Annotated in this window: 15 protein-coding genes and 1 pseudogene; 8 read left to right on the top strand and 8 right to left on the bottom strand. The window is 54.6% G+C overall.

Going from position 1 to position 19,910, the window contains the following annotated elements:
- The first annotated feature begins 20 nt into the window (after nt 1–20).
- The gene (locus ALB80_RS12355) at nt 21–851 is read left to right on the top strand and encodes a carbon-nitrogen hydrolase family protein (RefSeq protein WP_050604378.1); all 831 of its coding nucleotides are present in this window, start codon (nt 21–23) and stop codon (nt 849–851) included.
- A 115-nt stretch (nt 852–966) separates the two neighbouring features.
- Here the strand turns inward: ALB80_RS12355 and ALB80_RS12350 are convergent, their stop codons facing one another.
- On the bottom strand, nt 967–1,377 hold the full coding sequence (locus ALB80_RS12350; RefSeq protein WP_172677887.1) for a DDE-type integrase/transposase/recombinase: 411 nt from the start codon (nt 1,375–1,377) through the stop codon (nt 967–969).
- A gap of 71 nt (nt 1,378–1,448) precedes the next feature.
- On the opposite strand from ALB80_RS12350, the gene ALB80_RS12345 reads away from it, so the two are divergent.
- Complete coding sequence (locus ALB80_RS12345) at nt 1,449–2,129, top strand: IS6 family transposase (protein WP_050604377.1); 681 nt, start codon at nt 1,449–1,451, stop codon at nt 2,127–2,129.
- Between the two features lie 8 nt (nt 2,130–2,137).
- Nucleotides 2,138–2,488 (top strand): annotated as a pseudogene (locus ALB80_RS12340) (DDE-type integrase/transposase/recombinase); the annotation flags it as partial.
- A gap of 150 nt (nt 2,489–2,638) precedes the next feature.
- On the opposite strand, the gene ALB80_RS12335 reads toward ALB80_RS12340, so the two are convergent.
- Genes ALB80_RS12335 through ALB80_RS12310 form a run of 6 tightly spaced genes read right to left on the bottom strand, consistent with a single transcriptional unit; the run spans nt 2,639 to nt 8,894 of the window.
- Nucleotides 2,639–3,391 carry an ABC transporter ATP-binding protein gene (locus ALB80_RS12335; protein WP_050604376.1) on the bottom strand — a complete coding sequence of 251 codons (753 nt, stop codon included), beginning with the start codon at nt 3,389–3,391 and terminating at the stop codon, nt 2,639–2,641.
- A 1-nt stretch (nt 3,392) separates the two neighbouring features.
- Nucleotides 3,393–4,241, bottom strand: coding sequence for an ABC transporter ATP-binding protein (locus ALB80_RS12330; protein WP_050604375.1), 849 nt, complete (start codon nt 4,239–4,241; stop codon nt 3,393–3,395).
- Nucleotides 4,238–5,149 (bottom strand): ABC transporter permease, encoded by a 912-nt coding sequence (locus ALB80_RS12325; RefSeq protein ID WP_050604374.1) that lies wholly within the window; start codon nt 5,147–5,149, stop codon nt 4,238–4,240. Before ALB80_RS12325 ends, ALB80_RS12330 begins: the two co-directional genes overlap by 4 nt.
- Complete coding sequence (locus ALB80_RS12320; protein WP_050604373.1) at nt 5,146–6,204, bottom strand: ABC transporter permease; 1,059 nt, start codon at nt 6,202–6,204, stop codon at nt 5,146–5,148. Before ALB80_RS12320 ends, ALB80_RS12325 begins: the two co-directional genes overlap by 4 nt.
- The gene (locus tag ALB80_RS12315) at nt 6,205–7,800 is read right to left on the bottom strand and encodes an ABC transporter substrate-binding protein (protein ID WP_050604372.1); all 1,596 of its coding nucleotides are present in this window, start codon (nt 7,798–7,800) and stop codon (nt 6,205–6,207) included.
- A gap of 35 nt (nt 7,801–7,835) precedes the next feature.
- On the bottom strand, nt 7,836–8,894 hold the full coding sequence (locus tag ALB80_RS12310; protein WP_050604371.1) for a dipeptidase: 1,059 nt from the start codon (nt 8,892–8,894) through the stop codon (nt 7,836–7,838).
- 118 nt (nt 8,895–9,012) lie between these two features.
- On the opposite strand from ALB80_RS12310, the gene ALB80_RS12305 reads away from it, so the two are divergent.
- Nucleotides 9,013–9,924 carry a LysR family transcriptional regulator gene (locus ALB80_RS12305; RefSeq protein WP_050604370.1) on the top strand — a complete coding sequence of 304 codons (912 nt, stop codon included), beginning with the start codon at nt 9,013–9,015 and terminating at the stop codon, nt 9,922–9,924.
- 185 nt (nt 9,925–10,109) lie between these two features.
- Here the strand turns inward: ALB80_RS12305 and ALB80_RS12300 are convergent, their stop codons facing one another.
- Nucleotides 10,110–10,955 (bottom strand): LysR family transcriptional regulator, encoded by an 846-nt coding sequence (locus tag ALB80_RS12300; protein ID WP_083445286.1) that lies wholly within the window; start codon nt 10,953–10,955, stop codon nt 10,110–10,112.
- 86 nt (nt 10,956–11,041) lie between these two features.
- On the opposite strand from ALB80_RS12300, the gene ALB80_RS12295 reads away from it, so the two are divergent.
- The 4 genes from ALB80_RS12295 to ALB80_RS12280 all read left to right on the top strand — a co-directional run bounded on the left by ALB80_RS12295 (nt 11,042) and on the right by ALB80_RS12280 (nt 19,908).
- Nucleotides 11,042–11,509 carry a cytochrome c gene (locus ALB80_RS12295; protein WP_050604368.1) on the top strand — a complete coding sequence of 156 codons (468 nt, stop codon included), beginning with the start codon at nt 11,042–11,044 and terminating at the stop codon, nt 11,507–11,509.
- Between the two features lie 13 nt (nt 11,510–11,522).
- Nucleotides 11,523–12,431 carry a cytochrome c gene (locus ALB80_RS12290; protein WP_050604367.1) on the top strand — a complete coding sequence of 303 codons (909 nt, stop codon included), beginning with the start codon at nt 11,523–11,525 and terminating at the stop codon, nt 12,429–12,431.
- A 167-nt stretch (nt 12,432–12,598) separates the two neighbouring features.
- A complete protein-coding gene (locus tag ALB80_RS12285) occupies nt 12,599–12,781 on the top strand; it encodes a cation transporter (protein ID WP_050604366.1) in 183 nt (60 codons plus the stop codon).
- A 143-nt stretch (nt 12,782–12,924) separates the two neighbouring features.
- Nucleotides 12,925–19,908 (top strand): GAF domain-containing protein, encoded by a 6,984-nt coding sequence (locus tag ALB80_RS12280; protein ID WP_157054199.1) that lies wholly within the window; start codon nt 12,925–12,927, stop codon nt 19,906–19,908.
- The last annotated feature ends 2 nt before the right edge of the window (nt 19,909–19,910 follow it).

Below are 19,910 nucleotides of genomic sequence, written 5' to 3'. Positions count from 1 at the left end.
ATGCTAGGAAAGGCCAAGCCGTGACCTCAAATGACGCCCTGACGCTACTGGCCTGCCAGATCGAGGTCCCGGCTACGGAAAGTGCCGCAGCGCGGGACAAACATCTGGAGATATCAGCCGCCAAAGTCCGCGCCCAATTGAAGGCGCGGCCGGCCGACCTTGTGGTTCTGCCCGAGCTTTCAAGCATCGACTATTCCCGCGCGGCCTTCGACCGGCTCAACAAGATTGCAGAGCCGCTGGAGGGCGCATCCTTTGAAACCTGGCGGGCTGTGGCAATCGAGTTTGGCGCGCACGTGTCCTATGGGTTTGCGCGCAAAGGGACGCAGGGCACCCATATATCTGTTGCGGTGGTATCACCCGCAGGCTTATTGGTCGGGTACTATGACAAGCTCCATCTTTGCCAATATGGTGCATCGATGGAAAAGGAATATTTCGTATCAGGAGGTCATGTATTTACGTTCGAAATCAACGGCATAACGATTTCTCCCATCATTTGCTACGACATACGAATACCCGAACTGTCGCGCGTTCTGGCATTGAAGCACGGTGTTGATCTAATCCTTCATAGCGGTGCATATTACCGGGATGAATCTTTCAATACCTGGCACAGCTTTGCCAAGACCCGCGCAATGGAGAACCAGATTTACTTTTTGTCCCTGAACCGTGCCGGAAAGACGTGGGGCAATTCGATCTTCTGCCTGCCTTGGATGGATGAGAACATTCCGCCGCAACGATTTGCCGACACGGATGAAGATTTCCGCCATTTGACAATCAATCGCGAACATCTGCTGAAGGCGAGAGAGAACTACACCTTTCTCAAAGACCGTTTGGCGGATTACGACACGCTTTGACAGAACGGGGACTTTAGTTCTCGCAGAAGTTTTGCAGACCAACTCAAACTCGATCGAGCCGGGTCCGTTGCATTAACGTAATAGAGCTGCGTTTATCGTCGGTAGTGCTCACCGTTCATGCAGTTTCCTGGAACAGGTTTTCGACAAAGATGATCTCGTTGATCACTCTGGTCTCACAATTCTCGAACTGGCCTTTTCGAATGGTGCGGAAAGTTTCGATGCCAGCGAGCGCGGCCTTCGCTCCTGCCAATGTCTGGAACCCGCGCATGGGCCGCAATCGCTGCTTCAGCGCGGCGTGATCGCTTTCGATCCTATTATTCAAATACTTGCGGTCAATGTGCCTGATCGTATCTTCAGGCCCGAGGCGGTCGTTGATCTCGCGGATCACCTTTGCGTAGCTGTGCGCCTTGTCGGTGACGATCGTTTGCGGTTGGTACTGTCGCACGGTATCTCGGGCCTGGCGCAAAAACGCCCTTGCTGCCTTGGCATCCCTCCGCGCCGTCAGGCGGAAGTCGATCAGTTGCAAACTTTTGGCTGTTGACGAGGTCGGATGCTGCGGGTGAATGACTTTCGGTATACTCAGCCGAAAGTCAGTTCATGATTTCCTTCAAAGGCGCGCAATATCCGAAGGATGTGATCCTGTTCGCGGTGTTTTTCTATGTCCGATACGGCGTGTCATACCGGGATCTGGAAGAAATCATGACCGAGCGCGGTGTTTCAGTGGACCACACCACGCTAAACAGATGGGTAACACGGTATTCTGGTGCAATCGCTGAGGTAACACGTCGCCGCAAAGGGCCATGTGACCGTTCGTGGAGAATGAACGAAACTTACATTAAAGTTAAAGGCGCGTGGGTCTACCTCTATCGAGCTGTCGACAAGCACGGCAAGACCCTTGATTTCATGCTTTCACGGCGTCGCAACAAACCAGCCGCCACCAAGTTCTTCGCCAGGATGTTGGAGATCAATGGATTGCCAAGGAAGATTGTGATCGACAAGAGCGGTGCCAACACCGCCGGGATCAAGGCGATCAACAAAATGCTCAAAGGCTTTGGCTGCCCGATCCCAATTGAGATGGTGGGGCGGAAATACTTGAACAATATCGTGGAACAGGACCACCGTTTCATCAAGACACGCACGCTGCCAATGCTGGGGTTCAAGGCCTTCGCTTCAGCGGCCGCAACGCTCGGCGGAATCGAAGTGTCGCACATGATCCGCAAGGGCCAACTCACGCCTGGACTCTGTCCGTTTAAGCAGTTCGCTGAGCTCGCCACCTGACTTACAAGCGATTGCTGAAACAACTCAACGGGCTCAAATCTTTGCAACAAAACCTCATCACCGACAAATTGCGCAGCTTTATCAAACCGATCAAGACACTGGTCCCGGACGCTGACCACGGAGCCCACAACGGCCTCAACAACGCGATCGAAGTGTGGCACAGGCCGACCCGCAAATGGGAGAAAATGTTCGGGCGGTTCAAATCCCACCGACAGGCTCAAAGGTTTCTATCCGCGCACGACCAGATCAATTTGATTTTCCGACCGCGTCGCTATCAACTCACCGCAGATTCATACCGCCACGCTCGCACCGATGCTATCAACCTTTGGACCGATTATACCGTTGAAATGAAGGCGTGAGACAGCTTTCGCTAGCCCCCTCACAATCTGCCCTAAACAACTCGGAAATTCCTCCGTTACGATACAGCCTCAGTTCTCCGAAAAACCCTGACGACAGACAAACAGTATCGGTGTTGTCGCATTGACTGTCCCAACATTGATACGCAACACTCACTGTGGAGCAACCGAAGCTCTAAGCAATTCCTGCGAGTATTCATGCCTGGGGTTTCCCATCCGTAGAGTTTCGGAGGACATGACTTCCACAATCTCGCCGTTTCTCATGACAGCTAGTTGGTCACACATATGCGCAATTACAGGAAGGTCATGGGATACCATCAGATAGGTCAGTCCGTGTTTCGTGCGCAGGTCAGCGAGCAAATTCAGAACTTCGGCCTGAACGCTGACATCCAAGGCCGACGTGGGCTCATCCAATAGCAGGATATCTGGCTCGCCTGCCAAGGCCCTTGCAATGGCAACGCGCTGACGCTGACCACCAGAGAGCTGGTGCGGGTATCGAAACCGGAACCGTTGCCCAAGGCCGACATCATCCAACAGACCCGCCACACGTATGTCGATATTGTCCAATCCGTGCAGATGCAGAGTTTCGCTGAGCACCTGATCAACTGTGTGCCGCGGATGAAGCGAGGCGTAAGGATCCTGAAACACCATTTGCACCGTCCGGAAGAATACGCGATCCCGTTTCGCTCCGGACAGCGCCTGACCTTCGACCTCGATGGTACCGGACCATTGCGGCGCAAGGCCCGTTATTGCGCGCAGGATGGTCGATTTACCGGATCCGCTCTCTCCCACAAGACCAAAGCTTTCGCCTTGCATGACACTGAGGTTGGCACCTTTGACCGCATCTACGCGGTCATGTGTTTGGCCGAACCAGACGTCCAAATCTTTGATTTCCAGTGCAGTCATCTCACCCCCTGACACTTGGCGCACTCGACCAGGACGGATCACGGGTCAGGACGCTCAGATGGGTGCGGGTGTCATCAAGTCGGGGAAGGGAATTCAACAGTCCTTGGGTGTATGGGTGTTGGGCTTGGTGCAGCTTGTTCGCTTCGCAGACTTCGACAATCCGGCCTGAATACATGATGAGAACGCGGTCGCAGAACTCGGACACGAGGTTCAGGTCGTGACTGATGAAGATCAGCCCCATGCCCCGTTCCTTGACCAACCCGTCCATGATGTTCAGAACCTGCCTCTGGACGCTGACATCCAGTGCTGAGGTCGGCTCATCCGCGATCAGAATCTTGGGATTGGGGATCAGCATCATCGCGATCATGATACGCTGTCCCATACCTCCGGAAACTTCATGAGGATAAGCGCGCATCACCCTCTCAGCATCACGGATCGACACATTCTCCAGCATCTCGATAGCCATCTTCCGTGCACGAGACTTGGAGCCGGAATTGTGTTGAAGATAGGCCTCCATAAGTTGCTCACCAACGGTGACCACCGGGTTCAGTGAGAATTTAGGGTCCTGCATGACCATGGAAATCTGCTTCCCCCTGACCTCGCGCATCTCGCGTTCGCTTAACTTCAGCAGATCGCGACCTTCCAGATTGACGTGACTGGCCTCTACTATGCCGGGCTTGCGGATAAGGCGCAGGATAGCCCGACCCGTCATTGACTTGCCGGAACCGCTTTCACCGACAATACCCAGCCGTTCGCGTCCCAGCGAGAACGATACGCCGCGTACGGCGTCGAACACGCCCTGACGGGTTGGGAAACGGACCCAAAGATCTTCGATGTCCAGCAAACTCATTGTCCGTCATCCTTCGGGTCCAGGGCGTCCCTCAAGCCGTCACCCAGCAGGTTGAAAGCCAGCGATACCGTAAAAATCGCGAGCCCCGGCACAGTGGCAACCCACCAGTGGTCCAAAATAAATCTGCGACCCTCTGATATCATCGCCCCCCATTCAGGACTGGGCGGTTGTGCGCCCAGACCGAGGAAACCCAAGCCAGCCGCCGCCAGAATAATCCCAGCCATATCCAGCGTGACGCGCACGATCAGCGACGAAATACAAAGTGGCCAGATATGGCGCGTGATGATGCGCAAAGGCCCTGCACCTTGCAGGCGGATCGCGTTGATGTAGTCAGTCGATCGGATGGTCAGCGTTTCGGCCCGCGACATACGTGCATAGGGAGGCCAAGCCGTTAACGAAATTGCAAGCACCGCATTTTCGATCCCGGCGCCAAGGGCTGCAACAAATGCCAGCGCCAGAACCAGACGCGGGAAAGCTAGGAATATGTCCGTGATGCGCATCAGGACCACATCGGCCCAACCTCCAGCATACCCCGCAACAGTCCCCACCAAAAGACCCGCAACTGGGGCGATCAAAGCAACCAGAGCGACGATGTAGAGCGTGATACGTGCTCCATAAATCAATCTAGACAGTATATCCCGCCCTAAACTGTCGGTGCCCAAAAGATGCCCCACGGTCCCTATGGGCTGAAGACGGCTGGCAAGATCCTGAGAAAACGGATCATGCGGGGCCAGAACAGGGGCAAATACGGCGGTGAAAACAAGAAGTACCAGAATGGTCAAACCAACCATAGCCATGGAATTCGTTCGCAGTGTTAGCCAGCCCTTATACAGACTGGACAATCTGGCGTGACGGCGTGACGTAGGTGCGTCGGCCAGCAGCCATTGTCGCAAAGTCAAATCGCTCATTTCGACCTCGGGTCAAAGAAACGGTAGAGAAGATCAGAGAATATATTCAGACAGATAAAGATCAGCCCGACCACAACTGTTCCGCCCAGAACAGCGTTCATGTCTGCGCTCAGCAAAGCCGTTGTGATGTAACTGCCGATGCCTGGCCAACTGAAGATGATCTCGGTCAGAACGGACCCTTCAAGCAGGTTGGCATAGCTCAGCGCGATGACCGTGATCAGTTGCACCCGGATATTCTTGAATGCATGGCGCCAGATCACTTGCCGTTCCGACAGGCCTTTGACCCGTGCGGTGATGACATATTCGGCCGAAAGCTGTTCCAGCATGAAGGAACGGGTCATCCGGCTGATATAGGCCAACGAGTAATAGCCGAGTAAAGCCGCCGGCAAGATGATATGGGTTAAAGCATTACGGAAGACATCCCAGTCTTGAACGATAGCGCTGTCCAACAGGATCAAACCCGTACGCGTTGGCACAACATCTTCGTAGAAAATGTCCAGCCGTCCGGGACCACCAACCCAACCAAGAACCCCATAGAACACCAGCAGACCCATCAAGCCCAACCAGAAGATAGGCATCGAATAGCCGACAAGCGCGACAACCCGAGCGATCTGGTCAATCCACGAGCCACGCTTGACTGCGGCAATCACCCCTAACGGAACGCCGAGAAAAATGCCGATCAGAACACCCAGAGTGGCGAGTTCCAACGTGGCGGGGAAAACCCGGGCGATGTCCTCGGATACAGGGCGCGCATTCAGCAGTGAGTTTCCGAAATCTCCGTGCAGAACATCCCAAAGATAGTAAAAGAACTGCACCAACAATGGCTTATCGAGGCCAAGTTGTTGGTAGACCGCATCATATGTCGATTGTGATGCACGTTCACCAACAATGGCCAGCACCGGATCAATCGGCATCACGCGGCCGATGATGAAGGTTACGAACAGCAGCCCCAGCATTGTTATTGCGATGGTACCAAGAGTTTTCAGAATACTCTTGATCCAATGGATTAGAGGCGCCGAACGGCGCCCCCCTGTTGGTCTTTCGGCCAGTGCCATTTACTTGGTCACCTGCCAGTATGACGCCGACGTAATCGCCTGCCCGGTCGAGAAATCCGTCACATTGTCACGCATCGCCGATTGTTCAATCTGCTGGAACATGATGACAAAAGGCGATGTCTCACGGAAATCTGCCTGAATTGTCTTATACATGTCAGCACGCTTTACTGTGTCGTTTTCCACAACGGCAGCATTCGTCTTCTCGGTCAGACCATCTGTATCCCAGGAATTCCGCCAGGCCAGCAAACCGGTGGCATTGGCCTCGTCTGAATTGTCCGGATTGTACGCAAACGTACCGGCGTTTGTTTGCGGGTCAGGGTAATCCGGCCCCCACGCCCCAAGATAAACGTCCAGTTCACGCGAGCGGTAACGCGCCAGAATCTGCTTGGCGGTTCCGACCGTGATGTTCATCTTGATGCCGACTTGTCCCAGCGCGTTTTGCATGGCCTGCGCAATCTCAATGCGCTCCTGTGCTTCGCGCACGCCGACCTCAATCTCAAGCCCGCTTACACCGGCCTCATCCAGCAAGGATTTGGCTTTCTCGATATCAAAGTTAAACGGGGCCTCGTCGGATGCGCCCAGATATGTCTGAGGTAGAAAGTTCTGATGGATCGTGTACTGACCCTTCAGGAAACTGTCGCGCATCCCTTCATAGTCAATGAGGTACTTAAAGGCCTGCCTAACCTGAGGTTTGCTCAGTTCGGGATGCTTCTGGTTCAGCGATACATACATCAGACGGCCTTTCAGCTCGTCTGCGATTTTGACCCCATCCACCGATGAGGCACCAGCCACATCTTCGGGGTTCAGATTGCGGGCAATGTCGATGTCCCCGCGTTCCAGCAATAGACGCTGACTGGCGCTTTCTTGAACGTGGCGCACGACCACACGCTCCATGGTCGGGGCACCCAGATAGAAGTCGGGGTTGGATTTCAGCGTTACGCTTTCATTCGGCTTCCAGCTGACCAGACTATAGGCACCCGATCCAGCGGTGTTGGTTTTGAGCCATTCATTGCCCAAATCGCCATCTTTATCGTGCTCCATCACTGTCTTTTTATCGACGATCCCGCCAATTGTAGAGGTCAGGCAGTTCAGGACAAAGGATGTCGCATAAGGCTTGTCCGTGGTGATGGTCAACGTATCGCCATCTGCAACGATTGTTTGCTCAATGTTTTCAGGCGTGAATCCAAACTGTGTTAGGATAAACGCCGGAGTTTTGTTCAGAATGATCGCGCGGCGCAGCGAAAACTGAACGTCCTCGGCGGTCACAGGGTTACCAGAGTGAAACGTCAGCCCGTCCCGGATTTTGAATGTGATGGACGTTCCGTCCTCTGACACGTCCCAGCTTTCGGCAATATCCGGCTGATATCCGGCATCCAAGTCCAGCGGGTCGAAATTCACCAGTTTCTGATAAACATTCCTGCTGACATCGGACCCGGCAAATTCAAAGCTCTCGGCTGGGTCCAGTGTGGTGATGTCGTCAATGCGATTTGCGATAACCAGCATATTTGGTGGCGTTTCAGCCATCGCGGAAGTCGAAGTCACGGCCAGCGCCATTCCAAGCGCCGCTCCGGTAAGCAATCTACTAAATGCGTTCATGTTGTCCTCTCTGTCACTATGTCTTTCATCGACGGTCACGCCCCCCAGGTCTTTTCGAGAACACGTAACCAATTTTCGTGGCAGAGCTTCTTGATGAGCTCTTTACCATAACCATGGCGCTCCATGGCATTTCGTAGTTGGGGCAGCATGGATACATCTGTCACATCCTCCGGCACCATTGCCCCGTCATAGTCCGACCCAAGCCCAACCCGATCCTCACCCAATATACCGATCAGGTGATCAAGGTGCCGCAGAACCTGCGTCAAAGGCACATCTGACAACATCCGCCCATCTTCACGCAGAAATGCTGTGGCAAAATTCAGGCCAACCATTCCGTCGCTTTCAGCAATTGTGCGAAGCTGATCATCCGTCAGATTGCGCGCGTGCGGGCATATGGCATGGGCGTTGGAATGGGTTGCCACCAATGGAGCCTCAGAATACCGCGCCACATCCCAAAAGCCCTTTTCAGTAAGATGTGACAAGTCCAGCATGATGCCGAGCGCATTGCAGCGCCGAACAAGCCTGAGACCATGATCGGTCAACCCGTCGCCAGTATCCGGCCCTGATGGGAATTTCAGCGGTACTCCGTGCCCGAAGATGTTCGGTCGGCTCCAAACCGGCCCAATTGACCGCAGGCCCGCGGCGTAAAAAACGTCTAGCGCATGCAGATCGGTGTCGATCGCCTCGGCACCCTCAATGTGAAAAATGGCGGCTATACGGCCTTGCGCCATGCACTCCCGGATGTCAGCGACCGAACGAACCACCTGCAATGCGCCCAATCGCTCCAGTTCGAGCAGGATTGCGATCTGGCCCAACGCGGCAGGCAAGGCATCTTCGGCATCAATCTGATCTGGAAGCGGCAGGTCATAACTCGGCTCGACCATCTTTTTCATCTTGGCGGCCAAATCCATCGATGATGGAACCCAGATCGCAAAGAAACCTCCGGCAAAGCCTCCACTTCGGGCTTTGACCAGATCAATCGCGCCATCAAGAGCTGTAAGGAAGCGACCAGCTTCTGACAAACCACCCGCCGAGGCAAGTTTCGACAATACGTCGTTATGCCCGTCAAAGATCAGCGGAGACGTTTTCACCATTGCACCACATGCTTCAGTATCATTTTGACACATGCTAGCAGACGGGATCATCATAATTGCAAAAAAGTTCAATGAGTTTTACTCATAGAGGTAGACGAAATCATGAGGCCGCAGAGAAATGGGAAAACCTCGCAATTGGCACTCGCTGCCGGAATACCAAGCATTGCGAGCACTCATGCAGGCCGGAACAACGGCGGCGGCGGCACGACAACTGGGTTTGTCGCAATCTGCGGTCAGCCGTTCGATAGGCAGCCTTGAAACGCGGCTTGGAAAAATGCTCTTCGAGCGGGATGCGGGCAGGTTACGCCCAACGCAAGAGGCGGTCAGGCTCAACATGCGGCTTGATCCATTGTTCGAATCTTTGGACCGGATCGACGGTCCGGCCGAAGCTGTGCAAGAAACACTGCGTCTGGTCGCACCACCTAGCTATGCGCATCGATATATCGTTTCTCTCATCGCAAGCTTTTTGCGGGCAAACCCCGGGTTTTTCGTCAATCTGGAAGTAACCACTTCTGAATTGGTCACTCTCGGCGTCCTAGAAAATCGCTTTGATCTAGCAGTAACCGGTGTTGAACAAAGCCGTGCGGGCATCAAACTCATTCCATTTCGGGTATCTCCTGCTGTTTGTGTTATGCGACCAGAGCATCCACTGGCAACGCGCGGCACACTCACACCGTCTGACCTTCATGAACAGGATCTGATCGCCTTGACATATCGTCATGGACGGCGCGGACAACTAGATCGGTTGTTGCACCAGGTTAGAGCCGAACCCAGAATTGTTGCAGAAGTTTCGACCTCTTTCGCTGCCGCTGACATGGCGCGAGAAGGTCTGGGCTTGGCGGTGATCAACCCATTTCCGGTGTACATGTATCGATCCCCCGAACTAGCGTTTGTCCGGTTTGAATCCCCCATGCGATATCGCGGTCATTTTGTGGTTTCAGACCAAAGGCCCGTTCCAAGGATCGCCCGCGCCTTTATGCGGCATCTCCGGCTGAACACACCTCCTGATCCCTTTTCGGATCGTAGTTAGAAAGCGTACAGACCCACCCAAATCCGTTTTCTGTTTCCACCATCGCCACTGCGGTGGGGATTCTCCGAAGCAGATCGACGATCCAGAGAAACATTTGGGTTAACTGATTCAATACAGACTTCATGAGTTCTTCTGACAAATGGATGATTGGAAAATTGAACACCGCGCGTTTTGCTCAGGGTATGTCACGCAGCCAGAACACTGGACAGGCGTTCAACCAACGCTCGCTTAACGATCGAAAACTTCGGGGTCTGCGCAATTTCATCTAGCGTCGTGACCCACAGAGGCACTTCAATTTCAGGACCACCCTCAACCGAAAGGTGAAGCCGAGGGTCCGCATTCCCGATAAATGTGGGTAAAAACGCTTTGCCTACCCCGGACGCGGCCATCTGCTGAAGCACTAAAAAACTATCTGCGCCGTTAGTCATTTCATCCGCACTGACATGTTCGACCAACCATTCGGCCGGGAGCGAGCGGCTCAACGCCCCATCAAGCCGCATCCATTTTCGGTTGGGAGAGCCGTCGTCAAAAACTCCGAATGACAGCGTGCCTGCACGATCCCCAACAAGCCCGTCTTCAAGGTTTATCGTGGGCCGCACAGCGATGTCCGCTGTCAGCCTCGATAGATCGTGATGGCTGTTTCCGCTCAATAAAGTCAGCTCCAAGCCGGGGTACAACTGCGATATTTCGTTTAGTATTTGAGGCAATACAAGCTGGCAAAGACTATCCGTGGAAGCAATGCGTACGCGACCTACCGGGGACCGGTCCGCACCCACAATTGCCCGCTCTACTGCCAGCACGGCGTCTTCGACGCTTTCCATCGCCGAGAGAATTGTGCTGGCCTCGGGGAGGGCGGAATACCCTGATGGGCTTTTCTGAAAAAGCACGCAGCCAAAGCGTTCTTCAAGGGCAGCAACTCTGCGCAGAACTGTTGCATGCGTGACACCCAAGGCCCCAGCGGCCGCATTCAGTGATCCGTGTTTTCTTACGGCAAGAGCGTATCGAATATCGTCCCAGTTTTGGTTGTTCATAAATTAACAGGGGACGATGAATAACAAACAATTACAAGAAAATTCGTTCAAGGTAGTATTCGGTGTATAGAACAGGGAGACATACCATGATGAAGAGATTTGGCATCTTCGCGGCAGGTCTATTGTCTGTAGCCGCCATCGGCACAGCCATCGCGCATGAAAGCGAAAACCCGGCTGTGAAAGCTCGGACCTCGATAATGCAACTCTATTCTTTTAATCTTGGCACTCTTGGCGGCATGGCCAAGGGAGAGGCGGAATATGATGCCGAGGCCGCAACACGGGCCGCAAATAACATCGTCGTTCTGACGCAGATCGATCAATCCGCGATGTGGCCCGCCGGATCCGATAATGTGGCCGACCCGTCCACCCGCGCATTGCCTGCCATTTGGGAGAATTTCCCGGATGTAGGCGCCAAGGGGCAGGCTTTGGCCGAGGCCGCGGTTGCGATGCAGGCTGCGGCAGGACAAGATGTCGACGCGCTTAAGGGGGCGATGGGTAATCTGGGCGGCGCCTGCTCAGCATGCCATAAAGCCTACCGAGCACCGAAAGACTAAAGGAGCGCTAGCTGTGCGGCGTTTTTTCATTTTCGCCGCGGTTGTTGCAGTTCTGGTCGGGCTGGCCGGTTTGGTGCTGACCCGACCGCAGACTGTTGATCGGACCCAACTGGACGGCGTTACCCCTGATCTCGCAAGGGGCGAGACCCTTTTTTACGCTGGAGGTTGTGCATCGTGCCATTCAGCCCCGGATGCCGTCGGAGAAGATAAGCTCGTCCTCGCGGGCGGTCGTCGGTTTGAGACGGATTTCGGCACGTTCGTAGCCCCGAACATATCCAGTGATCCAAAGGCCGGAATTGGGTCGTGGTCAGCGCTGGATCTGGCCAATGCCCTGATCCATGGGACCGGGCCCAAGGGGCAGCATTATTACCCGGCGTTTCCTTATACGTCCTATGTCAACATGACGGTGGAGGATGCTGCATCGCTGCATGCATTCCTCGCCACCCTGCCAGCGGCAGCCACTGAAAGTATCGCGCATGAGGTTGGATTCCCTATCAATATTCGACGCGGGGTGGGTGGCTGGAAGCACTTGTATCTAAAGCCGGGTTGGGCGGTTGATGGCGATCTGACCAACCAGCAAATACAAGGCCGGTATCTGGTGGAGGCGCTGGGACATTGCGCCGAATGCCATACACCGCGAGACGGATTGGGTGGATTGAATCGCGATCTCTGGCTGACAGGCGCACCAAACCCAAGCGGAAAAGGTCGTATCCCCGGGCTGACCGCGGACCAGCTTGATTGGTCCGAAGCCGACATTGCGGAATACCTGAAATCCGGTTTCACACCAGATTATGACAGCGCCGGCGGCGAAATGGTTGAAGTTATCGAGAATACTTCTCGCCTAAGCGACGACGAGCGTTTGGCGATCGCCGCTTATCTCAAAGCCGTTCCTGTGCCTCAGAGTGAGCCCCCGTCAGAGTAACAGGTGTTACAGGCCGCGATGCGGATACCAAGGCTGTTGCCCCTGTTCGCAGGCCGAATGCGCAGAGGCTTTTTTCTTTTCTGCCAAACACCTGTTTTAGGTCTTGAGCACGCGAACTCACCCATCGTTCAGGTTTTCTTTGACGTTGGATCGACGGTCGCGGCCGAATGACACTTAAAGTCGTTCTTTGGCCCATCCCGATTTCCACCGCGGTACTGGCCCTTAAGCTGCTGGCTTTGTGGTCGACAGGTTCAGTGGCACTGCTGTTAGACGCGATGGAATCCACGGTGAACGTAGTGGCTGCGCTGCTTGCGTGTTTTGCCGTGCGGGTTGCCTCGCTGACCAACTGAATGCTTCGAATTCAGCGGACCTCGTCCATGCGCACACAAATACAACGGACATCATCCGTGAAGAATTCCAGTGACTTCTATCACATGCTCTCTAAACTCTGGGCAGTTGTAAGTCATGATTTGACACAGGAGCTTGGGAGCAAGTGGGGGACAAAAAGGCATCGGGGACAACGGCAAGTCCCACGCCATCGTCTGCCCAAAGTGCGGATCTAAGCGCCGCTGACCAGCAAGCGCGGTTTGAAGCCACCGCACAGGTTATGCGTGCGATCTCTGAGGCCAAAGACGACGTGCAGCCAGTTTGCGATCTGATTGTCGCGCTCGCCAAGAATCTCTGCGACGCTGTTTTTGCCGGCCTGGTCCTTGGGCGAAAAGGTGACACGCTTCAGCGGCTCGTGGCCAGCGTCAACCTGCACCCGGACATTCAACAACTCTGGCTTGACGGCAAATACACAATGGAGCCGGGCAATTCTCTGGTGACCGAAACCATCCTCAGCGGCGAGACCAAGCGCGTTGTTGATATGGGAGACACTGACTTCCACAAATCCGGTGATGAGCGCTTTAAGCTCATCGTCGACACGCACGGGTGCCGCAGCAATCTGTTTGTTCCCCTGATGCTGGATGGCGCTGCAATCGGGTGCCTGATGTTGGCGCGTGACGAGGTGCGACCCTATACCGACGATCAGGTCAAGCTGGTCGAAACCTTTGCCGCCCAAGCGGTTATCGCCATTGAAAATGTTCGCCAGTTTCGCGAATTGCAGACACGTCTGGCGCGCGAAGGCGCGACGCGGGAAGTCCTTGAGACAATCAGTCGTTCGCGGGACGATGAGGCTCCGGTGTTTCAGACAATCCTGGAAAACACCGCCCGGCTTTGCGAAACAGATGTCGCCACATTGAGCCTTTTGAACGAGGCGGGAACCCATCTCGAATATGCGGCCCATTTCGGGGATCAATTGGCGACCTATGAGGTTGGCGTAGATCGCTGGTCACTGGACTCACACCTCCAGATCGCCGAATCCGTGCGAAAGGCGCGCGTCATTCACAATGTCGATTTGCGTAAAACTGAACCCTACATCAATGGCGATCCATGGCGCCGCCAGCTTGTAGACGAAGAAGGTGTCCGCTCGTTTCTGACGGTGCCACTCTTGTCGGCAGATGGCACGCCCGTGGGCGTCATCGGAATTTACCGACGCGAGGTTCGGGCCTTTACAGACGACGAGATTTCTCTGGTTGAGGGATTTGCCGCCCAAGCCGTGATCGCGTTGGACAACACACGACAATTGAAAGAGCTGCACACGCAATTGGAGCGTCAGACGGCAACGCAGAAAATTCTAACGGTCATTAGCCAAAGCCGTGATGACGATGCACGCGTCTTTGATTCAGTGCTTCAGCAGGCCACCAAGGTGTGTGGCGCAGATCAGGCAGTACTTATTCTGATCAACGCTGCCGGGACCCACGGGCGGTTGGCCGCGAATTGGGGGCATCAGCAAACTGAGTTTGATGTTGGAGATGAGTGGCCATTGGACGACTCGATTCCCGTGTCTACCGCGATACGGACAGGTAAGGTTGGTCGCATTGATGATTTGACTGAAACTGACTTTTTCCGCTCGGGCCATCCTACGGCTGTCATGATGGTTGAGACCGAAGGCATTCGATCACGTGTTGTTGTTCCCCTTCTGCAACAAGATCGGGCCATAGGTGCCATCGCGGTCAGCCGCAGGGAGGTACGTCCGTTTGCTGACCCTGACGTGCAGTTGATTGAAGAATTCGCCAAGCACGCAGTCATTGCCATCGAAAATACGCGCCAGTTTCGTGAAGTTCAGGAACGACTTGAGCGGGAAGAAGCATCGCGTGAAATCCTCGAAGTCATCAGCCGCAGCCGCGATGACGATAGCCCTGTCTTCAATAGCATACTCGCAAACGCCAGCCGTCTGTGTAACGCGCCGCTGGCCTTCCTGTGCGTCGCTGATCACGAACGTGGTCTTGCTACAATTCCGGCTAATATCGGTGCGCGAACGGATTTTAGTGAGGCCCTGAAGGGGTTCGTGGAACCCTTGACGCGTACCGAACTCGTTGCGATCCGCCCCATGATCGATGGCCAGGTCATCCGGCAAGATGATATCGCAGATGATCCACTTTATTATCGGGATCGCGACCCAAAACGGGTTCAGATGGTTGAGGTCGAAGGTGCCCGCTCGGTTCTTGCGGTGCCGTTGATGAAAGACGACACGGGTCTTGGGGTGATCGTTCTCTATCGCCGTGAGGTTGCGCCCTTTTCGGATGACGATGTCGCATTGGTCCAAACCTTTGCAGCCCAAGCCGTGATCGCAATGGATAACGTACGTCAGTTCCGGGAGGTGCAGGACCGTACGGCAGAAGTCACGCAAGCTTTGGAGTATCAGACCTCAACATCCGAAGTGTTGCGCGTCATTTCGGCATCTCCCAATCAACTGTCCCCTGTTCTGGATGCCATTCTCAAAGAAGCGTCGCGTATCTGCGAATTGCAGGATGCCTATGTCGCGATGCTGAACCCGAACGATGGGCTCTTTCATGTGCACTCAACACTCACTCAGGACACGGCCTTTGCAGAATACGTCAAGTCCCACCCGATTTCGCTAGAAGAGAACGGTGTAAGCGGACGTGCGATCCTGTCGAAGCGCACAAGCTATGTCGAAGATGTCGAGGCGGATTCGACCTACACTTGGTTGGAAGAAAGCGGTGTAGGTGAATATAAATCTTTGCTTGGGCTTCCTTTGGTCAAGAACGGCGAGGTGGTGGGTGTAATATCTCTTGGCTCGCCAGTGGTCTCGGGTTTTTCCGCCAAGCAGATCAAGTTGTTGGAAACGTTCGCTGATCAGGCCGTCATCGCGATTACCAACGCAAACCTTTTCCACGAGTTGGAGGAACGCACGGAAGAAGTCACGCAGGCGCTGGAGTATCAGACCGCCACGTCAGACGTGTTGTCTGTGATATCTCGATCACCGAATGAGCTGGAGCCGGTGCTGAAGGAGATATTGAGGGTCGCCAGCCGGATTTGCGAGCCAAAATACGCGGCGATCTCGATTCTGAACCCACGGGATAAGCTCTACCACACTGATATCACGCTTGATTTTGATAGCGACTTCATGAGGTTCATCAGCTCCCACCCGGTTCCCGCAGGGCACGGGAGCGGGATTGGACAGGCCGCTGAATTGGGAAGAACAGTCTACTACGAAGATACGGAAGCAGACGATTACACCTGGAAAGAGGCTGCTCGCATCGGCAAATACCGCTCGCTTCTGGGTGTCCCGCTGGTCAAGGACATGGTTGTGGTCGGGGTAATTGTGCTCTGCCACGACAAAGTCGCACCATTCGACTCAAAACAAATCTCTCTCTTGGAAACGTTCGCCTCGCAAGCGCTGATTGCCATCAACAACACCCGGCTCTTTGAAGAAGTGCGGGCGCGCACTGCCGAGGTCGAAGAGGCATTGAAGTATCAGACGGCGACGTCCGAAGTGCTCGACGTCATCTCTCGCTCGCCCAACGATCTGCCACCGGTTCTGGATGCTATCCTGCAGGTTTCCTCACGTATCTGTTCCCCGGAATATGCGTTCTTTGCGATGAAGGATGCTGACGATGGCCTTTATCGCGTGGCCATTTCCCACAACGTCAGTGATGCTTTTCTCGAATTCCTGTCGAATAACCCGATCGCGCCAGAGGAGGGTTCTTGCATCGGGCGCACGGCCCTGCATGGCAAGACAGTCTATATTAAAGACACCCGTGGAGATCCGTCTTACACATGGAAAAAGGCGGCGGAGATCGGTGACTACCTTACGACGCTCGGGGTTCCCTTGGTCAGCGATGGCGTAACCGTTGGTGTTATTGTCATGGCGCACAGGCAGGCGGCGGCGTTTAGCGTCAAACAGGTCAGCTTGCTGGAAACCTTCGCGTCCCAAGCCGTGATCGCCATCAACAACACGCGACTGTTCAAGGAAGTGCAGGCGCGCACCGCCGAAGTCGAAGAGGCGCTGGAACAGCAAAGGGCCAGCGCAGAGATACTCAGCGTTATCAGCCAGTCGGTCGAAGACACGCAGCCGGTGTTCGAGAAGATTCTCGAAAGCTGTAAAGTGCTTTTTGGCGGCGAAGAACTGGATGTGCTTCTTGTTGATGATGACGGTCTCTTGCAGGTCGAAGCGTATATTGGTGACTTCCGTGAAGAAGTCGAAAAGACCTTTCCGGCACCGTGGCAGATAACGCCTGTTGCGCATGCGTTGCGGACCGGAGAAGTCGCCAATTATTCCGATTGTGCCAACAATTCCGATACGCCTGTCGTGCTTCAAAAGATAGCCCGTATTGCAGGATACCATTCGGTCGCATTCGCCCCAATGATGTGGGAAACGAAAGGCATCGGCGCGGTCGGTGTCGCACGGCGGGACAATCCTTTTCAAGCCAAGGAATTGCGCGTTCTGAAGGGTTTTGCTGACCAAGCTGTCATCGCCATCCAGAACGCGCGGCTGTTTCATGACACGCAGACTGCGCTGTCGCGCCAGACCGCCAGCGCGGATGTGCTGAGGGTGATCTCCGAATCCCCCGCCGATACAAGGCCGGTTTTTGAAAAGATTGTTGGCCTCGCAACCACGCTGATCGATTGTGATCTATCGGTTGCCCTGCAAGCCAATAAGACAGAACTCTGGCAGGTCGCTGCCGCTACTCCAGATGGTGTCGAAAAGATCACGTGGACAAAGCGGCTCGCTATTGATCCTGAAGATAATTTACCGTCACGGGCGATCAAAAGCGGCAAGACACTGAATATGCCTGAATGGAACAATGATGACCTGCCTTCGCGTGACCAGGAAATCAATCGTAAGAAGGGGTTCAAGTCGTCTCTGACCGTGCCTTTGATGCGCGGGAAAGAGTGTTTTGGAGCTCTGGCGTTCATTCGAAAGACGCCCACAGTTTTCAGCGATGATGACGTTGCCATTGCCGAGTCGTTTGCCGATCAGGCTATCATCGCGCTCGAAAACGTACGGCTGTTCAACGAAACGCAGGCATCATTGGCACGTCAAACCGCAAGTGCGGACATATTGCGTGTGATCAGCCAGTCGCCCGATGATATCAAACCTGTCTTTGAGGCTATTGCCGAAGCAGGTGTGCGGTTGGTCTCGTCCGATATGGTCGCAGCTATGACTGCGCAAGACAACACGTTCGAGGTTCTCGCGCGGGTTACCGGAGAAGGCGTGGAAACCCTGGAAGGAAACCAGAGCTTTTCCATCGATCCCGATCCAATGTCCAGCTTCCCAGCACAGGTTTTGCACGAGAAAAAGATGCTCCACCTGCCGGATTGGGACGCGCTTGACCTCTCGCCATTCGAAAAGGTCACATACGAGCGGCACGGAATCCGGGCGGCTCTGTTACTTCCCCTTATGAAGGGAGCGGCGTGTCTGGGTGTGCTGGTCTTTGCCCGGCAAACGGCTGGCGCATTCACCAAAGACGAAATCGACCTTGCGTATTCATTCGCCGATCAGGCTGTGATTGCGATTGAGAACGTGCGCCTTTTCCGTGAGGCCGAAGAAGCCCGTGAGGTGGCCGAGTCTGCCAATGAAGCCAAAAGCGCCTTCCTTGCCACCATGTCCCACGAAATCCGCACACCGATGAACGCCGTCATCGGGATGAGCGGGCTTTTGATGGATACCGAGTTGGATGCGGAGCAAAGCGATTATGCCAACACGATCCGCGACAGCGGCGATGCGCTGTTGGCCATCATCAACGAAATCCTCGATTTCTCAAAAATCGAAGCTGGGCAGATGGATATCGAGAACCATCCGTTTGACCTGCGTGAATGCATCGAAAGCGCGCTTGATCTGATCAGCGGTAAAGCCGCTGAGAAGCAGCTTGATCTGGCCTATGAGTTTGACGACGCTCTACCCCTTGCAATCAGTGCTGACCTGACCCGGTTGCGACAAATCCTGCTGAACCTGCTATCCAACGCCGTGAAGTTCACTGAAAGCGGTGAAGTGGTGCTCTCTGTTGAACAACCCGCCAAGAACCGCGGATCGCTTGAGTTGACGTTTAAAGTCCGCGACACCGGTATTGGCCTGAGCGAGAAAGGGATGAGCCGTCTGTTCCAATCCTTCAGTCAGGCAGACAGCTCAACAACCCGCAAATATGGCGGCACCGGCCTCGGATTGGCAATTTCCAAACGTCTTGCAGAACTCATGGGTGGCACCATGTGGGCAGAAAGTGACGGCGAAGGGCATGGTTCGACCTTTACGTTTACGATCCGGGCCAAACCCTCCAAACCGGTCAAAACGTCATCACGCGATCTGGTAGGCGTCCAGTCCGAGCTTGAAGGAAAACGCATTCTTATGGTGGATGACAACACCACCAACCGTAAAATCCTGTCCCTGCAGACCGAGAAATGGGGCACTCAAACCACCACCTGTGAAACCCCATCCGAGGCGCTAACCGCGCTCGAGAAGGCCGAAAAGTTTGATTTGGCCATTCTCGACATGCACATGCCCGAAATGGATGGTGAGGAGCTCGCCCAGAAAATTCGCGCCAAGCATCCGGACTTGCCGCTGATCCTCTTCAGTTCTCTCGGTCTACGTGACATGGACCTTGAAGTCGGCCTTTTTGCGGCCAACCTCGCCAAACCGCTGCGTCAGTCGCATCTTTTTGACACGCTGGTCACGCTGTTTTCGACCGAAGATGCCCCCGTGAAACCGACCAAACCGGCGGGCAAACCCCAGACCGATCCAGAGATGGCCAAACGCCACCCTCTGCGTATTCTGCTGGCTGAGGATAATTTGGTGAACCAGAAGCTTGCGCTTCGCTTGCTTGAACAGATGGGTTACCGCGCGGATCTGGCCAGCAACGGCGCTGAGGCGGTCGAAAGCGTGAACCGGCAAACATACGACGTCGTATTGATGGACGTGCAGATGCCTGAAATGGACGGGCTCGAAGCCTCACGCCGCATTAACAATGATTTTCCCGGAGAAGACCGACCGCGTATAGTCGCCATGACTGCCAACGCCATGCAAGGCGACCGCGAGATGTGTTTGGATGCCGGGATGGACGATTACATCGCCAAACCGATCCGCCTGCCTATTCTTATCGAAGCCCTTTTGAATGTTCCCAGGAAAAGCAAGTAATC

The organism is Ruegeria sp. 6PALISEP08 (assembly GCF_001238295.1).
Lineage (GTDB): Bacteria > Pseudomonadota > Alphaproteobacteria > Rhodobacterales > Rhodobacteraceae > Ruegeria.
The sequence above is the reverse complement of the archived record's forward strand: the minus strand, read 5'-3'. Positions and strand labels throughout refer to the sequence as shown.